The following is a 19,487-nucleotide window of genomic DNA, read 5'->3' as shown; positions in this document are numbered from 1 at the left end:
CCCGGGTGAAACGACCGGCTCACAGTGGGCGCGAGAACATTCCGTGTACACGCGGCGGGCCTTTGCCGGCGCGCGAAATTGCGCCCTGCAACGCCGCTGCGCCGGGGGGTCAGACGAATTCCGGTAAGATTGCGGCTCGCCGCGCCCTGACCGGAAAAGGGGCAGAACGCGCGGGCCATTGCATTGATCTGAAGAAAGAGTACGTCGTGAGCGAAGTCATTGAATACAAAAGCTGGGTCTGCCTGATTTGCGGCTGGATCTACAACGAGGAAGAGGGTCTGCCGGAAGAAGGCATCGCGGCGGGAACGCGTTTCGCCGAGATCCCGGAAGACTGGCGCTGCCCGCTGTGCGATGTGGGCAAGGCGGAGTTCACCGTCGTCGAGTTCTGAAGCTGTCGCGCGCCGCGGGTTTTGCCGGCACCCCGTCTTGTCTTGAGTCTCTCCGCTTTCCCCGTCAGTCGCGCATCGCCACCACCACGAGTTCCCGGCTGGCGGCATCCACAGGTTCGCGCGACCAGCCGCCATACCAGTTCATCGAAACGAAGCCCGCTTCGCGGAGCGTGCTCTCCAGTGCGGTCTGGCTACGAAACCGCAATTCGCTTTCGGCGACGATCTCCTCGTCATCGCGCTCGAACCGGTAGTGGGTGGCAAACCGTACGCGTTCTCCCGTGACGTCGACAACCCGATGCCACACGTCGACCCGCCCATATTTCTGCGATTCGATGCACCGGCGTGACGCCTCTGGCGTCCACGCGCGCCAGGGTTCGCACGCCGGATTGCGGCTCTCGAAAGCAAGGCAGCCGCCCGGTCGCAACGCGTCGTATGCAGCCGAAAGCGTCTGCCGCCAGCTCGTATCGTCGACGAAAACCTGCGCGACGTGCCCTGTCATCAACGCAAGATCGGCGTCGACTGAACGCGCCGCGTGCGCGTCGCCCTCGAGCCACCTGACCTGCTCGCCGCCCGCACGGCTGCGCGCGACCGCCAGCATCGCCGCTGACGGATCGACGCCGGTCACGTCATGCCCCCGGTCGGCGAGCGCGCAGGTCAACAGGCCCGTTCCGCAGCCGATATCGAGCACCCGCGCAGCGTCGAGGGATTGCGCGAGGTGGAGGTAGAACGCCGTGTCGGCGGCGGCGGGATTGAGCGCGTCGTACAGATCGACGAGGCGTGGGTCGCTGTAGAGGGTCATCGCAAGATCATAACGGCAGCGTGTCGTGCGCCGCGCAGGGCCATTCTCGCCGCGAGGCGCGTTTGCTATACTCTGGCCCCTGCGGCGCGATTCCTGCCCGCGTGAGAGCGGACCGTCCAGCGCGACGATATCGCCTCCACGCTGCACGAATCAACGCGGTTCCAGCTACGATGGGTCACTTAGGAACGTAGCGGTTGCGGAACATGCGGGTCATTCGCCTCGCCGCGTAGGGTTCCATCTCCCTGTAGTTCAATGGATAGAACAAGTGCCTCCTAAGCGCTAGATACAGGTTCGATTCCTGTCAGGGGGACCAATTAGCTTCTTGCGAAGCCCCGTAACCCCCGGTCACAATTCCTTTCGAACTTCGATCGCCTGCGTCTCTCCCTATATAAGAGGAGGGGCACATCATGATCAGGCTCACATTAATGATCGGATTATTCGCCGCGCTGTCGGGCTGCGTCGCATACCCCGCGGGCTACGGCTACGGATACGCCGCCCCCGGATACGCTTATGGCCCCGACTATGTGCCTGCGTATGGCTACGGCAGCATCAACATATGGGGGGGCGGTGGCGGTGGCTACCATCATGGGGACTACCACCATGGCGACTGGGACCACGGCTATGGGCACGGGCACTGGGAAGGCGGCCACGGCGGTGGACATGGCGGCGGCCATGGCGGTCATGGGCATTAAGCAGTCCCGCGGCCTGTCTGGGGAACCACCGCGTACCATCTTCGCGGTGTCCACGCCTTGTACCTGCCGAACTGGCGAACTAACCGCCCTCTGATCGCCGGATCGCGCGCGCTCACGTCCCGTTACGCTTCATTCATCGCGATATCTGATCGCCGCGCTACGAACACGACGGGGCCTTCCAATGGTTACTTTGATCGACCACGACATTGCACACATCACACGTGTCATGCGGCCGTCACTGCATCGCGACGCCGGCGGCCCGATCCTGCCGACGTCGTACTGGCGCAACCGTCTGCATCATCTGCTCGATGCGTGGCACGTGACGAAAGCGCAGTTGTGCGCCATCGACAGCCTGCTGCTGGAACTGGATCACTACGACCGCGATCAGGCACGCAAGGCCGCGGGCGAAACGGCGGTCTGCCCGGCAGACGTGACGCCTGCGTCCCGCATGAGCGCGCGCAGGCGCCGCAACGCCTGCGCGACATAACGCACGAATACGACCTGCGACGCCTTCGTGCCTGAAACGCACACGGCTTCGGTGTCAAAATACGGGGCTACTGGCCGGAGGGCCATCTATTTTCCCCATCAGCAAGGAGTCCCGTGGACACCAGCAAACAAATCGCCGCACTGACCGTTTCCGGCATGCAGACCGCCGGTGCAAGCCAGGCTACCGCCATCGCCCTTCACGTTCTGATCCGTCATCTGAAGTCGCCCGAGCTGCTCAGCGAACTCACGACGGCGTTCGAACAACATCAGGCGTTGATGCTGCAAAAACCGTGGCCGGAGCAGATGCTGGCATCGTTCGAAGCAACACGCCGTTTCCTCGAAAGCGCCGCGCGTAGCGACAGCGGACCCGAAGCGGCCAGCAATGCGGGCTAAAACCAGATCGTCCACGCGGTGTCCGCGCCACGTTCCCTGTTTTTCAATCACATGACCTACCCTTACAACATCGTGGCGGCCGCCGCTCTGATGATCATTGTCGTTCTCAGCGCGATCGCGCTGATGCTGAACTGAGTCGACGTTCAACCGGCCACATTGAAAAAAGGCGCCGGAGCGCCTTTTCCAGCCGGCCTGCCTGGGTTAAAGCAATCCGGTCAGCCGTACGCTACGGGGTATTGCGCTTCGCATTGTCCTTGACGTTTTCCTTCGCGTCGCCATAGGCCTTGCGCACCTCGCCCGCGGCCTGCTGGACATCGCCCTTTACTTCCTGAGCGGTATCGCCGGTTGCGTGGCCGACAGTCTCGTTGACCTTGCCCTTCACCTTTTCCGCCACACCCTTCACTTGATCCTTGTTCATGTCCGGCTCCCGTCGTACAGAATGCCAGCGCGGATGTGCGCCAGTGCCCGGATAACAGCAACTGCTGTGCCCAGCCTCGCCGAGGAAAAAGCCATGTCGCCACCCGCGAACCCTAAAGCATTGATTGCCGGTGCCGTTAACCGGTTATGGACCGCACATCCTTCGCCCGCAGCGGCTCTTTTCAGGCCACGCTGATCGATCAGGACATCGCGCATATCGCGCGTGTCATGCGACCGGCACTTCAGGGCGATCTCGGCGGTCCGATCCTGCCCGCCTCGTACTGGCGACAGCGTCTTCATACGCTGCTCGACGCCGATTTCCTGACCAAGGGTCAGCTTCGCGCCATCGACAGCCTGCTGCTTCAACTCGAATACTTCCCGCTTCGCGACCGCCCGCCTGTCGTGCATCTCGTCGACGCCGCCAACGCGAACACCGCGACACCTGGCGTTACCTGCTTCGTTCAGGGATAAATCGCAGGCGTCACGCCCCGCACGCTGCGTCCACAGCGGGACCATGCGCCAGCTACCCCGCCGCCTGAACGCCGTCGCAACCGTATCCACCCCTGACTCGCGCACGTCAAACCGCGAAGCTGCAATCGCCAGTTTTTTCGCCATCATCGGTTCGCATATCAAAAAAGGGACGCGTCCAGGTCATAATGTCCGCAAAAATCCCCAGCAAGGACCGATAGTGACTCAGGCCACGCTGCCAGCCCTGCTCGCGCAGGCTCGCGCCCGCTACACGCAACGAGAGATCGCCGATCACGTCGGCAAGGACATCAAGACCGTCCGGCGCTGGGAGAAAGGCGAAACGCCCTGTCCGGCCATGCTCGGCCCGGCGCTGCGCCTGCTGCTCGCCACCGGCGGCGCTGGTAGCGCCCGGCGCGCCGGCACGCCCGCGCGCTTCTCCTTCATCGATCTGTTCGCCGGCATCGGCGGCATCCGCATGGGCTTCGAGGCACAGGGCGGCGAATGCGTGTTCACGAGCGAGTGGAACGATTTTTCGAAGAAGACGTACCTCGAAAACCATGGCGCGGATCACACGTTCGTCGGCGACATCGTGTCGTTTCCCGCGGAAGACGTGCCCGCCCACGACATCCTGCTCGGCGGCTTTCCCTGCCAGCCGTTTTCGATCGCGGGCGTCAGCAAGAAAAACGCGCTCGGCCGGCCGCATGGTTTCGAGTGCACGACACAGGGCACGCTCTTTTTCGACGTCGCGCGGATCATCGCCGCGAAGCGTCCCGCTGCATTCCTGCTCGAAAATGTGAAGAACCTGTTGTCACACGACAAGGGACGCACGTTCGACGTGATCCTGCAAACGTTGCGCGACGAGCTCGGCTACGAAGTGCATTACCGCGTGATCGACGGCCAGCATTTCACGCCACAACATCGTGAGCGGATCATCATCGTGGGCTTTCGCGGCAAGACCTCGTTTTCCTGGGACGATCTGCGCCTGCCGGAACACGGTCCGCGGCTCGCGTCGATCCTGCATCGCACCGACGGCGGCGAGCCGCACCTGCCGTGGGACGACGAACGCTTCTTCGATCACGCGGCGCGCTGCGTGCAACCGAAATACACGCTCACGCCGAAGCTGTGGGCCTATCTGCAGCAGTACGCCGAGAAGCATCGGGCGGCCGGCAACGGCTTCGGTTTCGGCATGGCGTATCCGGACAGCGTCACGCGCACGCTGTCGGCGCGTTATCACAAGGACGGCTCCGAGATTCTCGTCCATCAGGGCGAGGGTTTGCGGCCGCGCCGGCTCACGCCGCGAGAATGCGCGCGCCTGATGGGCTTTCCCGACACGTATCGCATTCCCGTCAGCGATACGCAGGCTTACCGGCAGTTCGGCAACAGCGTCGTGATGCCGGTCATGCAGGAAGTGGCGCGCATCATGACGCCGCATGTGGAAGCGTTACTGTCCGGCAACGGCGAACCCGACGCCACACCGCCGCAGGACATCGCGCTGGTCGCCTGATGGTCGACGTCGTCGACGCCGCGACGCGAAGCCGGATGATGTCCGGGATTCGCGGGCGCAACACGAAACCCGAGCGCCTGGTTCGCAGCCTGCTGCATCGACGCGGCTTTCGCTTCCGGATCGACGTGCGCGATCTGCCGGGTCGTCCGGACATTGTCCTGCCGCGCTATCGGGCGGTGGTGTTCGTGCATGGCTGCTTCTGGCACGGCCACGGCTGTCATCTCTTCAAATGGCCACAGACGCGCCCCGAATTCTGGCGCGAGAAGATCGGCCGCAACCGCAGCAACGACGAGCGCGCCGTGGAGGCGTTGCACGCGGCCGGCTGGCGCGTGGCGATCGTGTGGGAATGCGCATTGCGTGGCGCGAACCGGGACGTCGACGGCGTGGTCCAGCGTCTCGCCGACTGGCTGCAGGAAGAGCGTGGCGCGGGAAAGCCCACGTTGGGCAGCGACGCTCACGACACACTCGAACTGAGCCTCTGAAGCGGCGCCCAGGCGCGCCCTCATGAGCGTCGCGCAACGCTTTGCGGCACAGCAGCAAAGACTCGCGGTGCTACACTCGACCAGCGCATCGCGAGTCATCACGCGCCGTATGTGCGAGCGCGAGGCAGCGTCCGTTCCATCTCAAGAACTTTCCTTGAAGGAGGCATCCGATGGCTGATTTCCGACTCTGGTCCGATGAGTTTCCGGCTAACGGCTTCATGCACAAAGCGCAGGAATTCAACGACAAATCGTTCGGCGTCGACGGCGAGAACATTTCCCCCGCCCTGCAATGGGACGCGCCGCCCGCCGACACGCAAAGCTTCGCCCTCACCGTCTACGATCCGGATGCGCCGACGGGAAGCGGCTTCTGGCACTGGGTGATCGTCAACCTTCCGCCCGAAGCGCGGTCGTTGCCGCGCAACGCCGGCAAGGCCGACGGCAGTCTGCTGCCGCAGGGCGCGCTCCAGGTGCGCAACGACTACGGCACGCCGGGTTTCGGCGGCGCGGCGCCGCCGCGTGGCGACAAGCCGCACCGCTACATTTTCCGTCTGCATGCGCTGAAGGTGGCGCATCTGCCGATCAACGCCGAGGTGACGAACGCGGTCGCGCGATTCATGACGCATCTGAACGAAATCGATTCGACGACTTACACGGGCCTGTACGAACTGAAGTAGCTTGCCGGACAGGCGTCGACGTCAGACGTCACGGCAGGGTAAAACGGACGGCGGCCCCGTTGACACGCCTCATGGCGCCTGCCGTCCGTTTGCCGGTTGTGCTGCATTACCCCGGCGTCGGGCCAGATTATGCGCACGCCGCACAGCCTGGCGCCAGCGGCAAAAACGATGCGCGCACAACCTTCCTGTAAGGCGGGTTTCGTACAATCCGGCGTTTGCTTACTAACGGTAACGGCCCGTGCCGATGAATCCAGAACAAGGTCTGCCTCTTCCGCAACGTTACAGCGCAATCCTCGTCGTGGCGCTCGGCCTCACCCTTTCCGTGCTCGACAGCGCCATCGCCAACGTCGCGCTTCCGACGATCGCGCGACATCTGCATGCAAGCGCCGCTGGCTCGATCTGGGTCATCAACGCGTATCAGCTCGCCATCACCATCTCGCTGCTGCCGCTTGCCTCGCTTGGCGATCGCATCGGTTACCGGCGCGTGTATATGGCGGGCCTCGCGCTCTTCACGGTCTCGTCGCTCGGCTGCGCGCTCGCCACCTCGCTGCCGGCGCTCGCCTTCGCCCGCGTGATCCAGGGCTTCGGCGCGGCCGGCATCATGAGCGTCAACACCGCGCTCATACGCATGATCTATCCGCCCGAACATCTCGGGCGCGGCATCTCGATCAACGCGATGGTGGTCGCGGTGTCGTCGGCGGTCGGGCCGACGGTCGCTTCCGCGGTGCTCTCCGTCGCTACATGGCCATGGCTGTTCGCGATCAACGTGCCGATCGGCATCGCGGCGTTCGCCGGCGGGCTGAAGGCGCTGCCGCGCAACACGCCGCACAACGCGCCCTACGATTTCCTGAGCGCGGTGATGAACGCGTTCGTGTTCGGCCTGCTGATCTTCGCCATCGACGGCCTGGGTCACGGTGAGCATCGCGGCTATGTGCTGGCGGAACTCGTCGCGGCCGTGGTGATCGGCTACTTCTTCGTGCGGCGGCAGCTCGATCGGCCCGCGCCGCTCCTGCCCGTCGATCTGCTGAAAATCCCGATCTTCGCGCTGTCGATCGGCACGTCGATCTGTTCGTTCGCCGCGCAGATGCTGGCGTTCGTCTCGCTGCCGTTTCTGATGCAGGACACGTTCGGGCTCACGCAGGTGCAGACCGGTCTGCTGATGACGCCGTGGCCGCTCATCATCGTCTTCGCGGCGCCGCTTGCAGGCGTGCTCTCGGATCGCTATTCGGCGGGCATTCTGGGCGGCATCGGGCTCATCACGATGACCTGCGGACTATTGCTGCTCGCCACGCTCGACGCGCATCCGGAACCGCTCGCCATCGCGTGGCGCATGACCGTGTGCGGCGCGGGCTTCGGGCTCTTCCAGTCGCCGAACAACCGCGCGATGCTGTCGTCCGCGCCGCGCTCGCGCAGCGGCGGCGCAAGCGGCATGCTCGGCACGGCGCGCCTGACCGGGCAAACGCTCGGCGCGGCGCTCGTGGCGCTGATCTTCGGCGTGGCGCCGCAACGCGGACCGACGATCGCGCTCTACGTCGCGGCGACCTTTGCGATCGTCGCGGCGGCGGTCAGCATGTTGCGGGTCGTGCAGCGCGGAGCAACCGCTTCGACCTGATTGCTGCCGCTGCGCAGATCAATCCTCGCTTTTCTTTCGGGCCGGACGCCGGGCTTCGAGCTTCTAGTTCGCCGGCGCGTGCGCGAGCTTTACCGCCTTCGCGGTCATCGACGAAGCCGTCGCCACGCTGCGCAAATCGGCGAGAAAGTTATCCCGCCACACGGAAAGATTGTTCTCGCGCAGCGGCGCCATCATGTCCGCGTGACGCGCCTGACGTTCCGCGAGCGGCATCGACAGTGCGCGCTCCAGCGCTTCGGCCATCTGCGACAGATCGAACGGATTGACGACCAGCGCGCCCGGCAACTGCCCGGCGGCACCGGCGAATTGCGACAGCACGAGCACGCCCGGGTCGGCCGGATCCTGCGAAGCGACGTATTCCTTCGCGACGAGGTTCATCCCGTCGCGCAGCGGCGTCACGTAACCGACCTGCGACTGACGGAATAGCGCCATCAGCAGATTGCGTTCGTACTTGCGGTTCAGGTACTGGATCGGCGTCCAGTCGAGCTGCGCAAAACGGCCGTTGATGCGCCCCGCTTCGCCTTCCAGCGTCTGACGGATGCGCTGATAGGTCGATACGTCGGAGCGCGTCGGCGGCGCGATCTGCACGAGCGACACGCGGCCATGCCAGCCCGGCGCGTTCAGCAACAGACGCTCGAACGCCTGGAAACGCTCGACAAGCCCCTTCGAATAATCGAGCCGGTCGACGCTCATGATCAGCTTGCGTCCGCGCATACCATCACGCAGGCTGCGAACCGGCTTGCGATCGGTGAACTGCTCGGCGGCCTTCGCAATCGCATCCGGATAGATGCCGATCGGATAGGCGCCGACTTTCAGGAAGCGGTCGTACGCATGCACCATGCCGTCTTCGCTCGACGTGCCATGCTGCCCGCGCTCGATGTAATCGACGAACGACTGGCGATCCGCATCGGTCTGGAAGCCGACGACGTCGTAACTGCACATGCACTTCACGAGTTCTTCGTGCGGCGGCACGGTGCGCAGCACCTCGGGCACCGGAAACGGAATGTGCAGGAAGAAGCCCACCGGATTCTTCACGCCGAGATCGCGCAGGCACCGCGCGAACGGCAGCAGATGGTAGTCATGCACCCAGATGATGTCGTCGGGCCTGAGCAGTGCCTTCAACTGCTTCGCAAGCGTCACGTTGACGCGCAGATAACCCGAGTATTCCTGCCGGTCGTAGCGCGACAGGTCGTTGCGATAGTGGAAGGTCGGCCACAACGTGGCGTTCGAGAAACCACGGTAATACTGGTCGTAGTCGCGCTTCGTGAGACCGACAGTGGCGTACGTCACGTTGCCCTGCTTTTCGATGACGGGCGCCGACGGTTCACTGACGGTCTCGCCACTCCAGCCGAACCACACACCACCGGTTTCCTTCAGCGCGTCGAGCACGCCGATCGCAAGCCCGCCAGCGGCCGGACGGCCCTCCTGGGTCGGCGCGACACGATTCGATACCACGATCAATCTGCTCATTCAGCTCCACCTCATTCAGTTATGCATTGCATGCGGGGGATTCACCTTTCACGGTGCATGCAAGTCATATGCCCGGTTTCGCAAAACTGGAAGAAAAATTTATGAAAATGCAATGAACGAGTAAAAGCATGCGGTGCAATTCACATCGCACAGAAATTTTTTCGTCTTCCGGGCTTCTTGACGTTGCCGCCTGCGTTGCGCGGGCACATTCGCCACGCAGTGCATGTCGGGATTTCAGTCGAGCCGCGCTCAGGCGTCCTGTTCGGAACCGAGGTCGCGCTGATAGTCGAGCCCTTCCGGACGCACGCCGCCCTGATTGTGGTCGCCGTCCAGCGGCGTGGGAGGCGCGGGGCGATTCTGCGTGGCCGGATCGGGGCCTGTGGGCGACTCACCCGTGCCGCTACCGGCGGCGTTGGCAGGACGTGCGTCGCGCTTCGAATGGCGCGCGGAGCGCCGCAAGGCGGGATGTCTCATCTCGATGCCTCCACTGGAAGGCCGCCACACGAACGGTGGCATCACCCTAGTCTAGAGCCCGGCGTGGCAAATTGCCGGTAAAAACTCAGGCCGACTTGTAACAAGTACCTAAATGCGCCTGCCCTGCGAGTCGAGCCGGCGGGGCACGCGATACCACAGGTGTTAATGCACGTTGACGTGCGGCGCTTCGTTCGGCGCTGGCGGCGGGTCGCCGATCGGCGGCGTGTCGGGAATCGTCGGTTCGCGCGTCGGATCGGGGACGGTGTCCGGCTCCTCGGGTGTCGACGGCGGCTCGACGGGCTCGGGTCGATGCGCGATCATCGCGGGATCCGGTGTGGCATACAGCATGGATAGAGCGGCGCAGCGTTCAGGCATGAAAGTCTCCTCGTTCGAGTCGTACACTTTCATCAGCAAGCGATGTGCCGTCCGCGGTCCACGTCCCCTCATCGCTCAATGCAAAACGGAGCGCCATTGTGCAAGACGGCCCGTTTCAGTTCTCCGCGCACGCACCAGCGCTACACCAGCGCTGTGCGTTCAGGCATTCGCATCGCCCAGTGCGCGGGACTCGTCGTCCGCTTCGCCTTCGGCGAGACGGCTCGCGTCGTTACCGTATTCGACGAGGCGGTTGTACAGCGTCTTCAGGCTGATGCCGAGAATCTCCGCCGCGCGCGTTTTCACGCCGCCGCATTGTTCAAGCGTCGCGAGAATCAGCTGACGGTCGGCTTCGGCAAGCGAGGTGCCGAACGGTATCGTCACCGCCGTGCCCGCTGCCGGCTTCGACAGCGAGATCTGCAGCGGCACTGTCGCCGTGCTGTCGGATTCCGCGCCGGACATGATGTGCGCGCGCTGCACATAGTTCTTCAATTCGCGTACGTTGCCGGGCCACGGATACGACATCAACATGTCCTTCACCGCCTGCGGGAAGTGCTTTTTCGTGCTGTGACGTTCGTTCAGTTCATCGAGGAAGGCCTGCGCGAGCAGGTCGACATCCTTGCCACGCTCGCGCAATGGCGGCAGGCCGATCGGAAACACGTTCAACCGGTGATACAGGTCGAGGCGCAGCTTGCCTTCGAGCACGGCCTGCTCCGGATCGCGATTCGTCGCGGCGATCAGGCGCACGTCGGTTTCGATCTCTCTCGTTGTGCCGACACGCATGAACATGCCGGTTTCCAGCACGCGCAGCAGTTTCACCTGCAACTCGACCGGCATTTCGGTGATCTCGTCGAGGAACAGCGTGCCGCCGTTCGCGCGCTCGAAATAGCCCTTGTGCTGACGGTCGGCGCCCGTGAACGAGCCGCGCTCATGACCGAACATTTCGGATTCGATCAGGTTCGGCGAGATGGCACCGCAGTTCACCGCGAGAAACGCGTGCTTGCGACGCAAACTCAACTGGTGCACGGTCTGTGCGGCGACTTCCTTGCCCGTGCCCGATTCGCCGACCAGCATCACCGACGCAGCCGTCGGCGCGACCCGGCTGATCTGGTCGTAAACCTCCTGCATCGCAGGCGAATTGCCGAGCATCAGACCGAAGCGGCCCATGCGTCGCAGTTCGCCGCGCAGGTTGCCGATTTCGGCTTTCAGATCGCCGGCGCGCGGCAGGCGGCTCAGAATCGCCTTCACGCGCTGCATGTTGATCGGTTTGACCAGATAGTCGGTCGCGCCCATTTTCAGCGCGTTCACGGCCGATTCGACTGTCGCGTGCCCCGTAATGACGATGACCTCGACGCCCGACTGCGGATCGAGATCCTCGAAGAGCTCGACGCCACTGCCGTCAGGCAGTTTGAGGTCGGTGAAAATCACGTCCGGCGTTTGCCGGACGAGCTGGATGCGCGCTTCACGCAGATCGCCGGCCGTGACCGTAGTCAAACCGTCTTCCGCGATGATGGTAGCGAGCGCCTCGCGGGTACCTGGATCGTCGTCGACAATCAATACGTGTGGCATTGCGTCTCGCAAGCGTGGGAAGCGCTGGATGTTCGCATCGTCAGACGCGTGAAATCCGCCGGTGGCAGCATGCCCGACGCGTCGCGCGTTGCACGAACCGCACGACGGGTGTGCGCTGGTTTCCGGCCAGGATTCGAGATCTGGCGTCGCGACCCGGGTTCGATCAGAGCGAGCAACAATCCGGATCGATGATCGAATCGGGACGAAGACCAGGTGCGTCTGAGCAACAATCGGCGGATGCGAGCCAGCCTGAACGCCTCATTGTTGTGGATTTGTCTATTGTACGGCTTTACTTCGGCCACACGCCTCTATCTTATGGCGAGAAAGCGCGGAGAAGCCAGCCCGGCTATCTGGCCAACCCCGCACGACGCGTGCCTCATGCCAGAGCGCCGCAAGACCCGCTAATCGTCTCGCGGCGTTCAACCGGAAATCACCGCTCAGCCATGCGGAAAAGGCCAGGGCTCGCCTGCACCCGCCGGATGCCCTGTACCGTTCGTCGCGCCGTTCGCGGCACCGCTCTGCATGCCGTTTGCAGCGCCGCCGTTGCCGGCGGTATTCGCCGTGGCGGCTGCGGGTTGCGCGGGTGTGGCGATGCTACCGCCTTCCCCTTCCCAGCGGCTCAGATCGCGGCTCAAGGGAACCTGCGCGGCGCGGCGTCGCTGTTGCGACCAGCGCCACGCGAGAATCCCGCCGGCTGCCACCAACGTGCCGAAAATACCTATTCTGGGTCGTGCCATGTCGAACTCCTCTTCATCGCAAATCCGGAAAATCAGATCGAAGCGAACGCCTGCGCAAACACCGGCGTGATCTGCCAGCCGGGCCGCATGGCGCGAAGCAGGCGGATCATGTGCAACGCGCCACCCGATCGCCGTCGTTCAAATCAACGCGCCGCCAGAACGCCCAGCAAAAAACCAATGCCCGCGCCGATGCCGACCGCCTCCCACGGATTGTCGCGAACGTAGCGATCGGCGTTGTCGGCGGCCACGCGATAGCGCTGCTTTGCAACCGACTGCGCGTCGCCCAGCGCAAGCTGCAGCGAATCGACATGCGTGCGCAACCGTTCACGCAGCGCGTCGACACCCTCGCCCGACATGGCCGTCGCCAGTCGCAGCATTTCTTCGGAATCTGTCACCAGCACCCGCAGGTCCTCGACAATTTTTTGCCTGCCAAGCGCAAGCTGCATCGTGGTGTCGCTCATGATCAAAACGCTCCTCGTTGTCCGGATAACCGCGCGGGAAAACCGCGGGAATTCGCCGCGTCCGCAAATCGTGTTGTCGTGCCCTCGACCTCAAGGCGGCGCCGACGCCATGCAGTTGAGGCTACTCGCAATCCGCGCGCCCGCCCTGCCTTTTGCCGGCTCTCTTAAGTCGATCGATTTCCCGCGGACGAGTTCCAGCCCATCCACCCCGCGTTTTCGCAACCCCATGTTCCGGTCGATATTGCCGATCGCTCATGACAAATATGTCGTTAGTACCGTTTATCGATCGCGTCGCCATTTGACGGGCGCAAACAGCCGTTTGATCGTCCTCATGCGGTCGCGCGCATTGCGGTGCAAGGCGCGCGAGTGGTTAAATCGCATTTACGAGATATTGAACTGGCGCGGTTCGCGGATCGTGCGGGCAGGCGTCGCTACAACGAAGAACATTTTTGCGGGACATCCTGTTTATGGCGTCAATCGATCTGGACTCGCCCACTGTCGCCCCGGGCGGCGGTCCGGCGCAGACGAAGCAACGCATCCCCGGCGAGGTGGCCGGTCTCAGGTCCTATGGCCTGCTGTACGGCTCGTCGCCCGTGATGCTCGAACTGTATGAGCAGATTGAACGCGTCGCGGCAACCGACGCAACCGCGTTGATCATCGGTGAATCCGGCACCGGCAAGGAACTGGTCGCCCGCACGATTCACGACCAGAGCGCACGCCGCGATGCGCCGTTCATCGCCGTGAACTGCGGCGCGATTCCCGACGAGCTGATCGAAGCCGAACTCTTCGGCCACGAGAAAGGCAGCTTCACGGGCGCGGTGCAGGGACGCATCGGTTACTTCGAGCATGCGAACGGCGGCACGCTGTTCCTCGACGAAATCACCGAGATGGCGCCGGTGCGTCAGGTGAAACTGTTGCGCGCGCTCGAGACCGGCACGTTCTTTCGAGTGGGCGGAAGCGAGCTGATTCGTGCCGACGTGCGTGTGATCGCCGCGACCAACCGCGATCCGGTGGTCGCGATGAAGGAGAACGGGCTGCGCGAGGACCTGATGTATCGCCTCGCCGTGTTTCCGCTGCGCGCACCGCCGCTGCGCGAGCGCGAGAACGATCGCGAACTGCTCGCGCATTACTTTCTCGCGTCGATGAACCAGCAGGAAGGCACGGGCAAGACGTTCAGCAAGCGCGCCATCGAAACGCTGCGGACATGGTCGTGGCCGGGCAACGTGCGCGAACTGAAAAACGCGGTGTACCGGGCGTTCATCCTCGCGGAAAAAACGGTCGAGCTGCCGCATCCGCATCTTGCGTCGCGCGTCAGGAAACCCGTGACGCAAGGCGATGCGATGAGCGTGTGGATCGGCACGCCGCTCGCGGACGCGCAAAAGCAGATCATTCTCGGCACGCTCAAGTACTGTGGCGGCGACAAGCGTCGTGCCGCGAAGGCGCTCGGCGTGAGCCTGAAGACGCTGTACAACCGGCTCGGTACGTACGGCAGCGAAAACGGCGTCGAAGAGGAAAACGAGTAAGCCGTGATTCGCCGTGGTCCGGCCATCGTGAGCCGGATGTTCGTCTTTTCAGAAACTTCGTTGACGTGCATCAGGATTTGCAATTGCTTGCACTTTTCTCCTGCCATTTACAAAACGCATCCTGCAAAATGCTGCGGCAAGAAAAGACGTAAATAACGCGTCGTCTGGCTGTTGCTGCGCGAAGCGCGTGGCATACCGGCAGACGTCGCAAGCAGGAGCAAGACAGGGAATGACGATCAGGATGCATCGGGCTCATGACGCCCAGCGGAAGCGTTTTTCGACGCTCTCCGCGCTAGCGACGCTCGCCATCGTCGCGACAGTGAGCTTGAGCGGATGCAACTCGCTCTATTCAGAAGGCGCGACCGCCGGTGCCGGTGTCGCCGGCGCCGCCATCGCTTCCAGTATCACCAGCAATGCAGCCGTCGCGACCGGCATCGGCCTTGGCGCCGTCGCCGCGGCGCGTGCCGGCGTGCAGTACTCGCAGCGCGTCGTTCATCGCGATACGCAGGACCACATCGCGCAGGCGGCCGGCCCGCTCGACGTCGGCGCCGTCGCGCCGTGGAGTGTCACGCATTCGGTGCCGATCGAAGAGGACGAGCACGGCCGCGTCACCGTCAGCCGCACGATCAGCACCGGCGCGCTCGACTGCAAGGAAATCGTCTTCTCCGTCGACAAGGCCGCCACGCAGAACGTGCCGGCCAGCACGGGGTTTTTCGTCGCATCGATCTGCCGTGACGGCGCCGCGTGGAAATGGGCGTCGGCGGAACCGGCCACCGAACGCTGGGGCGCGCTGCAATGAGCGCGGCCGCAAGCGTACGGCTCGCGCTGGCGGCCGCCGTCTGTGCGGGCGCCAGCGTGTTGACGGGCGGCTGTTCGTCGGCATCGGTCGGCGCCGCGAGCGGTGCGGCGGCGGGCGTCGCCACCGGTATCGTCACGGTAAACCCGGCAGTCGGGATCGGCGTCGGCATCGCGGTGCAGGCCGCGACCGACGAGGTCGTCAAAAACTACATGCGCGACATGCATACGGACCAGCAGAACCTGATCGCGGCACTCGCGGGCACATTGGCCATCGGCGAGACGCGCTCGTGGAGCGTCAAGCACGCGATGCCCGTCGAAAACGGCCACGGCCACGTTCGCGTGACGCGTGCGTTCACGTCGGCGCTCGCGAGCTGCAAGGACTTCGTGTTCTCCGTGCAGGACGGCGACGATCCCGGCGCACACGAAGCCTGGTACACCGGCAGCGCGTGCCAGCAAGGTCAGGACAAGGGCTGGAAGTGGGCGCTGGCCGAACCGGCCGTCGATCGCTGGGGCAATCTGCAATAACGTTCGCCGCGTCGCTTTGCGGCGTTTGCATCGCGGATAAAAAAAGGCCGTGCAGGGTTCGATGACGAACCGCACGACCTTTCTGCTTCCGGGCACAGCGGGCTTTTCCCGGAGATTTCCAGGTCACGCCCGCCGCAAATCAGGACTCGACGTCTTCCAGACTGAAGATTTCGGTCTGGTCGTTATACGAGAAGATCTCGCCATAACGGCCCCAGTTGATGACGGCGTCGAGCGTCTCCTCGGCGGCCTTGTCGGAGAGAAAATCCTCCAGCTCCTGCTCGAAGCGCACGCGCGGCGCGCGATGCCCCGGGCGCTCGTTCAGCACCTTCTTGATCCGCGCGGCGAGCGGCACGTGACGCAGCAGATGCTCGGCGAACATCATCTTGCGTTCCTGCGTGCCGAACTCCGAGAACACGCGCGCCGGCGGCGTCAGGAAAATGTCGCCTTCGCGCACATCGGCGAAGCCGAGATGTTGCAGCACTTCGGCGACCGGAAACAGATCGTCGACCTCCAGATGCAGCGAGCGCGCGATTTCCGGCATGTCGGCGCGGCCGTGATACGGCGCGGCAGCCAGCGTCTCGATCAGGCCGGCCATCAGGTTGGTCGACACATGCGGCAGCCAGCTGCTCCACTCCAGCCCCTTGCGGGTTGCTTCGCCTGTCTGGCGGGCGGTCATCTTCGCGTAGATTTCGTCGACGAGGCGCCGGAACGCCGGGTCGAGACGGTTACGCGGATGCTTGAATGGCACCTTGATCTCGGCGATCACGCGGCCCGGATTCGACGACAGCACGAGAATCCGGTCGCACATGAACACTGCTTCCTCGATGTTGTGCGTGACGATCAGCACCGACTTGATCGGCATGCGCCCCTGTGTCCACAGATCCAGCAAATCGGTACGCAGGGTTTCGGCGGTCAGCACGTCGAGCGCGGAGAACGGCTCGTCCATCAGCAGCAGCGTCGGGTCGACGACGAGCGCGCGCGCAAAGCCCACGCGCTGACGCATCCCGCCCGACAGCTCGCGCGGATACGCGTTCTCGAAACCGTCGAGACCGATCAGATCGATCGCGGCCAGCGCGCGCTCGCGGCGCTCGCGCGCGGCGACACCCTGCGCTTCGAGCCCGGCTTCGACGTTCTGCAAGACGGTCAGCCACGGGAACAGCGCGAAGGTCTGGAACACCATCGCGACGCCCTTGGCGGGGCCGTCGAGCGGCTTGCCCATATACGTGACTTCGCCGTCGGTCGGCTCGATCAGGCCCGCGATGATCCGCAGCAACGTCGATTTGCCCGAGCCCGAGCGGCCCAGCAGACCCACGATCTCGCCTTCGCGCAGCGACAGGTTCGCGTCGTCGAGGACGAGCAGTTCGCCCTGCGTCTTGTTAAAGCCACGGCACACGTCCTTGACGCGCAGGATCTCCTCGCCGGGACGGGGCGGCATGGGCGGCGTCGGCTGCATCTGCGCGGCGGCTACGGCTTTCGGGTTTTGCATCGTGTTTCGCTCTCAATCGAGCCGAAGCTTCGCTTCGGCATAGGCGTACATCGGACGCCACAACAGACGGTTGAACAGGGTCACGAAAAGCGACATGACGGCGATCCCGAGGATGATCTTCGGATAATCGCCCGCTTCGGTATTCTGCGCGATATAGGCGCCGAGGCCGTGCGCGACGACCTTGGTATTGCCCCACTGCACCGCCTCCGCGACGATGCTCGCATTCCACGCGCCGCCCGACGCGGTGATCGCGCCCGTCACGTAGTAAGGAAAGATGCCCGGCAGCATGGCCTGACGCCACCACTGCCAGCCACGGATGTGGAAATTGGCGGCCGCCTCGCGGTAGTCGTTCGGATACGACGTCGCGCCGGCAATCACGTTGAACAGGATATACCACTGCGTACCGAGCACGATCAGCGGCGAGAGCCAGATATCCGGGTTCAGGCCGAAGCGCACGATCGCGATCACGAACACCGGGAACAGCAGGTTCGCCGGGAACGCCGCGAGGAACTGCGCGAGCGGCTGCATCTTCTCGGCAAGGCGCGGGCGCAGCCCGATCAGCACGCCGATCGGCACCCACACCACCGAAGCGATCGCGATCAGCACGACCACGCGCAACAGCGTGATGAGCCCGAGCACGAACGCGTGACCGACCTCATCCATCGTGACGCCGGTGCGCACGTACAGCGCAACGCGACAGACCACGTACACGGTCGCGATCAGCACGCCCAGGGCCCACACGATGTCGCCGAGCTTCGACGATTTTTCGCGCTGCGGAATCTGGAAACGCACGCGGTCGAACGACGGCACACGCAGCGGCACGCGGGCGGCCTTCGCGAACAGCCAGCCGAGCGGCACGAGCAGCCGGTGAATCAGCCGCGTACGGCGAATCAGGTCGAGCAGCCACGACTCCGGCGCATTGCCCGAACTCGTGGTTTCCATGCGGAACTTGTCGGCCCACGCGACGAGCGGACGGAACAGAAACTGGTCGTAGGCGAGAATCACGACGGTCATCGTCAGGATCACCCAGCCGATCGCGTGCAGGTCCTTGCCGGCGATCGCCGCGGCCAGATACGCGCCGATGCCCGGCAGCGTGATCGAGTGATTGCCGACCGTAATCGCCTCCGACGCCACGACGAAGAACCAGCCGCCCGACATCGACATCATCATGTTCCAGATGAGGCCCGGCATCGAAAACGGCACTTCGAGCTTCCAGAAGCGCTGCCACGAGGTCAGATGAAAGCCGCGCGACACTTCGTCCAGATCGCGCGGCACCGTGCGCAGCGACTGGTAGAAGCTGAACGTCATGTTCCAGGCCTGGCTCGTGAAGATCGCGAAGATCGCCGCGAGCTCGGCGCCCAGCACGCGCGCCGGGAACAGCGCGAGAAAGAACGTGACCGTAAACGAGATGTAACCGAGCACCGGCACCGACTGCAGGATGTCGAGGATCGGCACCAGCACCTGCCCGGCGCGGCGGCTTTTCGCGGCGAGCGTGCCGTACACGAGCGTGAAGATCAGCGAGGCAACCATCGCCGCGAGCATGCGCAGCGTGGTGCGCATCGCGTATTCGGGCAGATTCGCCGGATCGAGCGAGATGGCCTGCGTCTGTAACGTGGAGATCGGCGCCATCGTCTCGTGAAAGCCGATCGCCGCCATCGCGATGATGCAGATGATCAGCGGAAACGCGACGAAGTCCCAGCGATTGGGCAACACCCGCCATGCGGACGCGTTGGCGGTGCGATTCAGGTTGAAACCGAAGTCCATCAGGCACGCTCCCCGGCCGGGCAGGCGGTGGCAGCAGCCGCGGCAACGGCGGCCGCGTCGATGCGGGGAAGGCGTGCAACAGCGGCCGCGCGCGCGCTGCTACGGTCGAAGGATCGGTCCGGAAAGCGGAATTCAGGCATGGCTAGACGCTTCTGCGCGGTAAATCGTTGGCATTGGAGACGCGTTGGCCGGTTACAGTGCGAGCCGTGCGGCGAATCACGCCGACTTCCCGCGCCGCCCGGCGCACCCGCCACCGCTGGCGCCGCCCGAGGGCTGGCGAGCTTTCCTCGTTTTGGACGGCACGACACTACTACAACCTGTGTTTCAGGCACAACCTCGGGCACCACTTTTGCATCGGTCGGGAGCCGTTCGGG

The 19,487-nt window shown here is 64.1% G+C and carries 22 protein-coding genes and 1 tRNA gene; 13 read left to right on the top strand and 10 right to left on the bottom strand.

The window, feature by feature from the left end; all coding sequences use genetic code 11:
- Positions 1 to 188 precede the first annotated feature (188 nt).
- Positions 189 to 389, top strand: coding sequence for a rubredoxin (locus tag LPA34_RS01130; protein WP_411178744.1), 201 nt, complete (start codon positions 189 to 191; stop codon positions 387 to 389).
- A gap of 64 nt (positions 390 to 453) precedes the next feature.
- Here LPA34_RS01130 and LPA34_RS01125 read toward each other — a convergent pair whose 3' ends face one another.
- Positions 454 to 1,188, bottom strand: coding sequence for a class I SAM-dependent DNA methyltransferase (locus LPA34_RS01125; protein WP_228974015.1), 735 nt, complete (start codon positions 1,186 to 1,188; stop codon positions 454 to 456).
- 238 nt (positions 1,189 to 1,426) lie between these two features.
- Between LPA34_RS01125 and LPA34_RS01120 the strand changes: the two genes are divergently transcribed.
- The 4 genes from LPA34_RS01120 to LPA34_RS01105 all read left to right on the top strand — a co-directional run bounded on the left by LPA34_RS01120 (position 1,427) and on the right by LPA34_RS01105 (position 2,759).
- A tRNA-Arg gene (locus LPA34_RS01120) sits at positions 1,427 to 1,501 on the top strand.
- A gap of 112 nt (positions 1,502 to 1,613) precedes the next feature.
- Positions 1,614 to 1,880: a hypothetical protein gene (locus tag LPA34_RS01115; RefSeq protein WP_407672510.1), complete on the top strand. Its 267-nt coding sequence runs from the start codon at positions 1,614 to 1,616 to the stop codon at positions 1,878 to 1,880.
- Positions 1,881 to 2,061: 181 nt separating this feature from the next.
- A complete protein-coding gene (locus tag LPA34_RS01110; RefSeq protein ID WP_228974012.1) occupies positions 2,062 to 2,367 on the top strand; it encodes a hypothetical protein in 306 nt (101 codons plus the stop codon).
- 113 nt (positions 2,368 to 2,480) lie between these two features.
- Positions 2,481 to 2,759 (top strand): hypothetical protein, encoded by a 279-nt coding sequence (locus tag LPA34_RS01105; RefSeq protein ID WP_228974010.1) that lies wholly within the window; start codon positions 2,481 to 2,483, stop codon positions 2,757 to 2,759.
- Between the two features lie 226 nt (positions 2,760 to 2,985).
- Here the strand turns inward: LPA34_RS01105 and LPA34_RS01100 are convergent, their stop codons facing one another.
- Entirely contained in the window at positions 2,986 to 3,177 is a 192-nt protein-coding gene (locus LPA34_RS01100; RefSeq protein WP_228974008.1) for a CsbD family protein, read from the bottom strand.
- Positions 3,178 to 3,323: 146 nt separating this feature from the next.
- Here LPA34_RS01100 and LPA34_RS01095 point away from each other — a divergent pair, with 146 nt between their 5' ends.
- From LPA34_RS01095 to LPA34_RS01075, 5 genes are all read left to right on the top strand, one after another.
- Positions 3,324 to 3,647 carry a hypothetical protein gene (locus LPA34_RS01095; RefSeq protein WP_228974006.1) on the top strand — a complete coding sequence of 108 codons (324 nt, stop codon included), beginning with the start codon at positions 3,324 to 3,326 and terminating at the stop codon, positions 3,645 to 3,647.
- A gap of 217 nt (positions 3,648 to 3,864) precedes the next feature.
- Positions 3,865 to 5,148: a DNA (cytosine-5-)-methyltransferase gene (gene dcm, locus LPA34_RS01090; protein ID WP_228974004.1), complete on the top strand. Its 1,284-nt coding sequence runs from the start codon at positions 3,865 to 3,867 to the stop codon at positions 5,146 to 5,148.
- A complete protein-coding gene (locus LPA34_RS01085) occupies positions 5,148 to 5,630 on the top strand; it encodes a very short patch repair endonuclease (protein WP_228974002.1) in 483 nt (160 codons plus the stop codon). Before dcm ends, LPA34_RS01085 begins: the two co-directional genes overlap by 1 nt.
- 170 nt (positions 5,631 to 5,800) lie before the next feature.
- On the top strand, positions 5,801 to 6,304 hold the full coding sequence (locus tag LPA34_RS01080) for a YbhB/YbcL family Raf kinase inhibitor-like protein (RefSeq protein WP_228973999.1): 504 nt from the start codon (positions 5,801 to 5,803) through the stop codon (positions 6,302 to 6,304).
- A 244-nt stretch (positions 6,305 to 6,548) separates the two neighbouring features.
- Complete coding sequence (locus LPA34_RS01075; protein ID WP_228973996.1) at positions 6,549 to 7,916, top strand: MFS transporter; 1,368 nt, start codon at positions 6,549 to 6,551, stop codon at positions 7,914 to 7,916.
- A gap of 63 nt (positions 7,917 to 7,979) precedes the next feature.
- On the opposite strand, the gene otsA is transcribed toward LPA34_RS01075, so the two are convergent.
- From otsA to LPA34_RS01045, 6 genes are all read right to left on the bottom strand, one after another.
- Entirely contained in the window at positions 7,980 to 9,404 is a 1,425-nt protein-coding gene (gene otsA / locus LPA34_RS01070) for an alpha,alpha-trehalose-phosphate synthase (UDP-forming) (protein ID WP_228973994.1), read from the bottom strand.
- 249 nt (positions 9,405 to 9,653) lie between these two features.
- Positions 9,654 to 9,878 carry a hypothetical protein gene (locus tag LPA34_RS01065; RefSeq protein WP_228973992.1) on the bottom strand — a complete coding sequence of 75 codons (225 nt, stop codon included), beginning with the start codon at positions 9,876 to 9,878 and terminating at the stop codon, positions 9,654 to 9,656.
- Positions 9,879 to 10,040: 162 nt separating this feature from the next.
- Positions 10,041 to 10,253: a hypothetical protein gene (locus LPA34_RS01060; protein WP_228973990.1), complete on the bottom strand. Its 213-nt coding sequence runs from the start codon at positions 10,251 to 10,253 to the stop codon at positions 10,041 to 10,043.
- A 159-nt stretch (positions 10,254 to 10,412) separates the two neighbouring features.
- Positions 10,413 to 11,819 (bottom strand): sigma-54-dependent transcriptional regulator, encoded by a 1,407-nt coding sequence (locus LPA34_RS01055; RefSeq protein ID WP_228973987.1) that lies wholly within the window; start codon positions 11,817 to 11,819, stop codon positions 10,413 to 10,415.
- A 437-nt stretch (positions 11,820 to 12,256) separates the two neighbouring features.
- Entirely contained in the window at positions 12,257 to 12,556 is a 300-nt protein-coding gene (locus LPA34_RS01050) for a hypothetical protein (protein ID WP_228973985.1), read from the bottom strand.
- 143 nt (positions 12,557 to 12,699) lie between these two features.
- Positions 12,700 to 13,017 (bottom strand): DUF883 family protein, encoded by a 318-nt coding sequence (locus tag LPA34_RS01045; RefSeq protein ID WP_228973984.1) that lies wholly within the window; start codon positions 13,015 to 13,017, stop codon positions 12,700 to 12,702.
- A gap of 467 nt (positions 13,018 to 13,484) precedes the next feature.
- On the opposite strand from LPA34_RS01045, the gene LPA34_RS01040 reads away from it, so the two are divergent.
- From LPA34_RS01040 to LPA34_RS01030, 3 genes are all read left to right on the top strand, one after another.
- Positions 13,485 to 14,540, top strand: a complete 1,056-nt coding sequence (locus LPA34_RS01040) for a sigma-54 interaction domain-containing protein (protein ID WP_228973982.1) — start codon at positions 13,485 to 13,487, stop codon at positions 14,538 to 14,540.
- Positions 14,541 to 14,769: 229 nt separating this feature from the next.
- Complete coding sequence (locus tag LPA34_RS01035; protein WP_228973980.1) at positions 14,770 to 15,339, top strand: hypothetical protein; 570 nt, start codon at positions 14,770 to 14,772, stop codon at positions 15,337 to 15,339.
- Positions 15,336 to 15,863, top strand: a complete 528-nt coding sequence (locus tag LPA34_RS01030) for a hypothetical protein (RefSeq protein WP_228973979.1) — start codon at positions 15,336 to 15,338, stop codon at positions 15,861 to 15,863. The genes LPA34_RS01035 and LPA34_RS01030 overlap by 4 nt, the downstream gene beginning before the upstream one ends.
- A 139-nt stretch (positions 15,864 to 16,002) precedes the next feature.
- Here the strand turns inward: LPA34_RS01030 and LPA34_RS01025 are convergent, their stop codons facing one another.
- Positions 16,003 to 17,349, bottom strand: coding sequence for an ABC transporter ATP-binding protein (locus LPA34_RS01025; protein WP_228973977.1), 1,347 nt, complete (start codon positions 17,347 to 17,349; stop codon positions 16,003 to 16,005).
- 12 nt (positions 17,350 to 17,361) lie between these two features.
- Entirely contained in the window at positions 17,362 to 19,113 is a 1,752-nt protein-coding gene (locus tag LPA34_RS01020) for an ABC transporter permease (RefSeq protein ID WP_228973975.1), read from the bottom strand.
- Positions 19,114 to 19,487: the final 374 nt, after the last annotated feature.

This window comes from Paraburkholderia gardini, from assembly GCF_907164575.1.
Lineage (GTDB): Bacteria > Pseudomonadota > Gammaproteobacteria > Burkholderiales > Burkholderiaceae > Paraburkholderia > Paraburkholderia gardini.
This window is presented reverse-complemented; position numbering and strand designations above follow the sequence as displayed.

Excerpts from the sequence above, each read along its gene's own strand:
- LPA34_RS01125 (WP_228974015.1), bottom strand. The coding sequence starts at position 1,188 with ATGACCCTCTACAGCGACCCACGCCTCGTCGATCTGTACGACGCGCTC.
- LPA34_RS01115 (WP_407672510.1), top strand. The coding sequence starts at position 1,614 with ATGATCGGATTATTCGCCGCGCTGTCGGGCTGCGTCGCATACCCCGCG.
- LPA34_RS01110 (WP_228974012.1), top strand. The coding sequence starts at position 2,062 with ATGGTTACTTTGATCGACCACGACATTGCACACATCACACGTGTCATG.
- LPA34_RS01100 (WP_228974008.1), bottom strand. The coding sequence starts at position 3,177 with ATGAACAAGGATCAAGTGAAGGGTGTGGCGGAAAAGGTGAAGGGCAAG.
- LPA34_RS01095 (WP_228974006.1), top strand. The coding sequence starts at position 3,324 with ATGGACCGCACATCCTTCGCCCGCAGCGGCTCTTTTCAGGCCACGCTG.
- LPA34_RS01085 (WP_228974002.1), top strand. The coding sequence starts at position 5,148 with ATGGTCGACGTCGTCGACGCCGCGACGCGAAGCCGGATGATGTCCGGG.
- LPA34_RS01080 (WP_228973999.1), top strand. The coding sequence starts at position 5,801 with ATGGCTGATTTCCGACTCTGGTCCGATGAGTTTCCGGCTAACGGCTTC.
- LPA34_RS01075 (WP_228973996.1), top strand. The coding sequence starts at position 6,549 with ATGAATCCAGAACAAGGTCTGCCTCTTCCGCAACGTTACAGCGCAATC.
- otsA (WP_228973994.1), bottom strand. The coding sequence starts at position 9,404 with ATGAGCAGATTGATCGTGGTATCGAATCGTGTCGCGCCGACCCAGGAG.
- LPA34_RS01065 (WP_228973992.1), bottom strand. The coding sequence starts at position 9,878 with ATGAGACATCCCGCCTTGCGGCGCTCCGCGCGCCATTCGAAGCGCGAC.
- LPA34_RS01060 (WP_228973990.1), bottom strand. The coding sequence starts at position 10,253 with ATGCCTGAACGCTGCGCCGCTCTATCCATGCTGTATGCCACACCGGAT.
- LPA34_RS01055 (WP_228973987.1), bottom strand. The coding sequence starts at position 11,819 with ATGCCACACGTATTGATTGTCGACGACGATCCAGGTACCCGCGAGGCG.
- LPA34_RS01050 (WP_228973985.1), bottom strand. The coding sequence starts at position 12,556 with ATGGCACGACCCAGAATAGGTATTTTCGGCACGTTGGTGGCAGCCGGC.
- LPA34_RS01045 (WP_228973984.1), bottom strand. The coding sequence starts at position 13,017 with ATGAGCGACACCACGATGCAGCTTGCGCTTGGCAGGCAAAAAATTGTC.
- LPA34_RS01040 (WP_228973982.1), top strand. The coding sequence starts at position 13,485 with ATGGCGTCAATCGATCTGGACTCGCCCACTGTCGCCCCGGGCGGCGGT.
- LPA34_RS01035 (WP_228973980.1), top strand. The coding sequence starts at position 14,770 with ATGACGATCAGGATGCATCGGGCTCATGACGCCCAGCGGAAGCGTTTT.
- LPA34_RS01030 (WP_228973979.1), top strand. The coding sequence starts at position 15,336 with ATGAGCGCGGCCGCAAGCGTACGGCTCGCGCTGGCGGCCGCCGTCTGT.
- LPA34_RS01025 (WP_228973977.1), bottom strand. The coding sequence starts at position 17,349 with ATGCAAAACCCGAAAGCCGTAGCCGCCGCGCAGATGCAGCCGACGCCG.
- LPA34_RS01020 (WP_228973975.1), bottom strand. The coding sequence starts at position 19,113 with ATGGACTTCGGTTTCAACCTGAATCGCACCGCCAACGCGTCCGCATGG.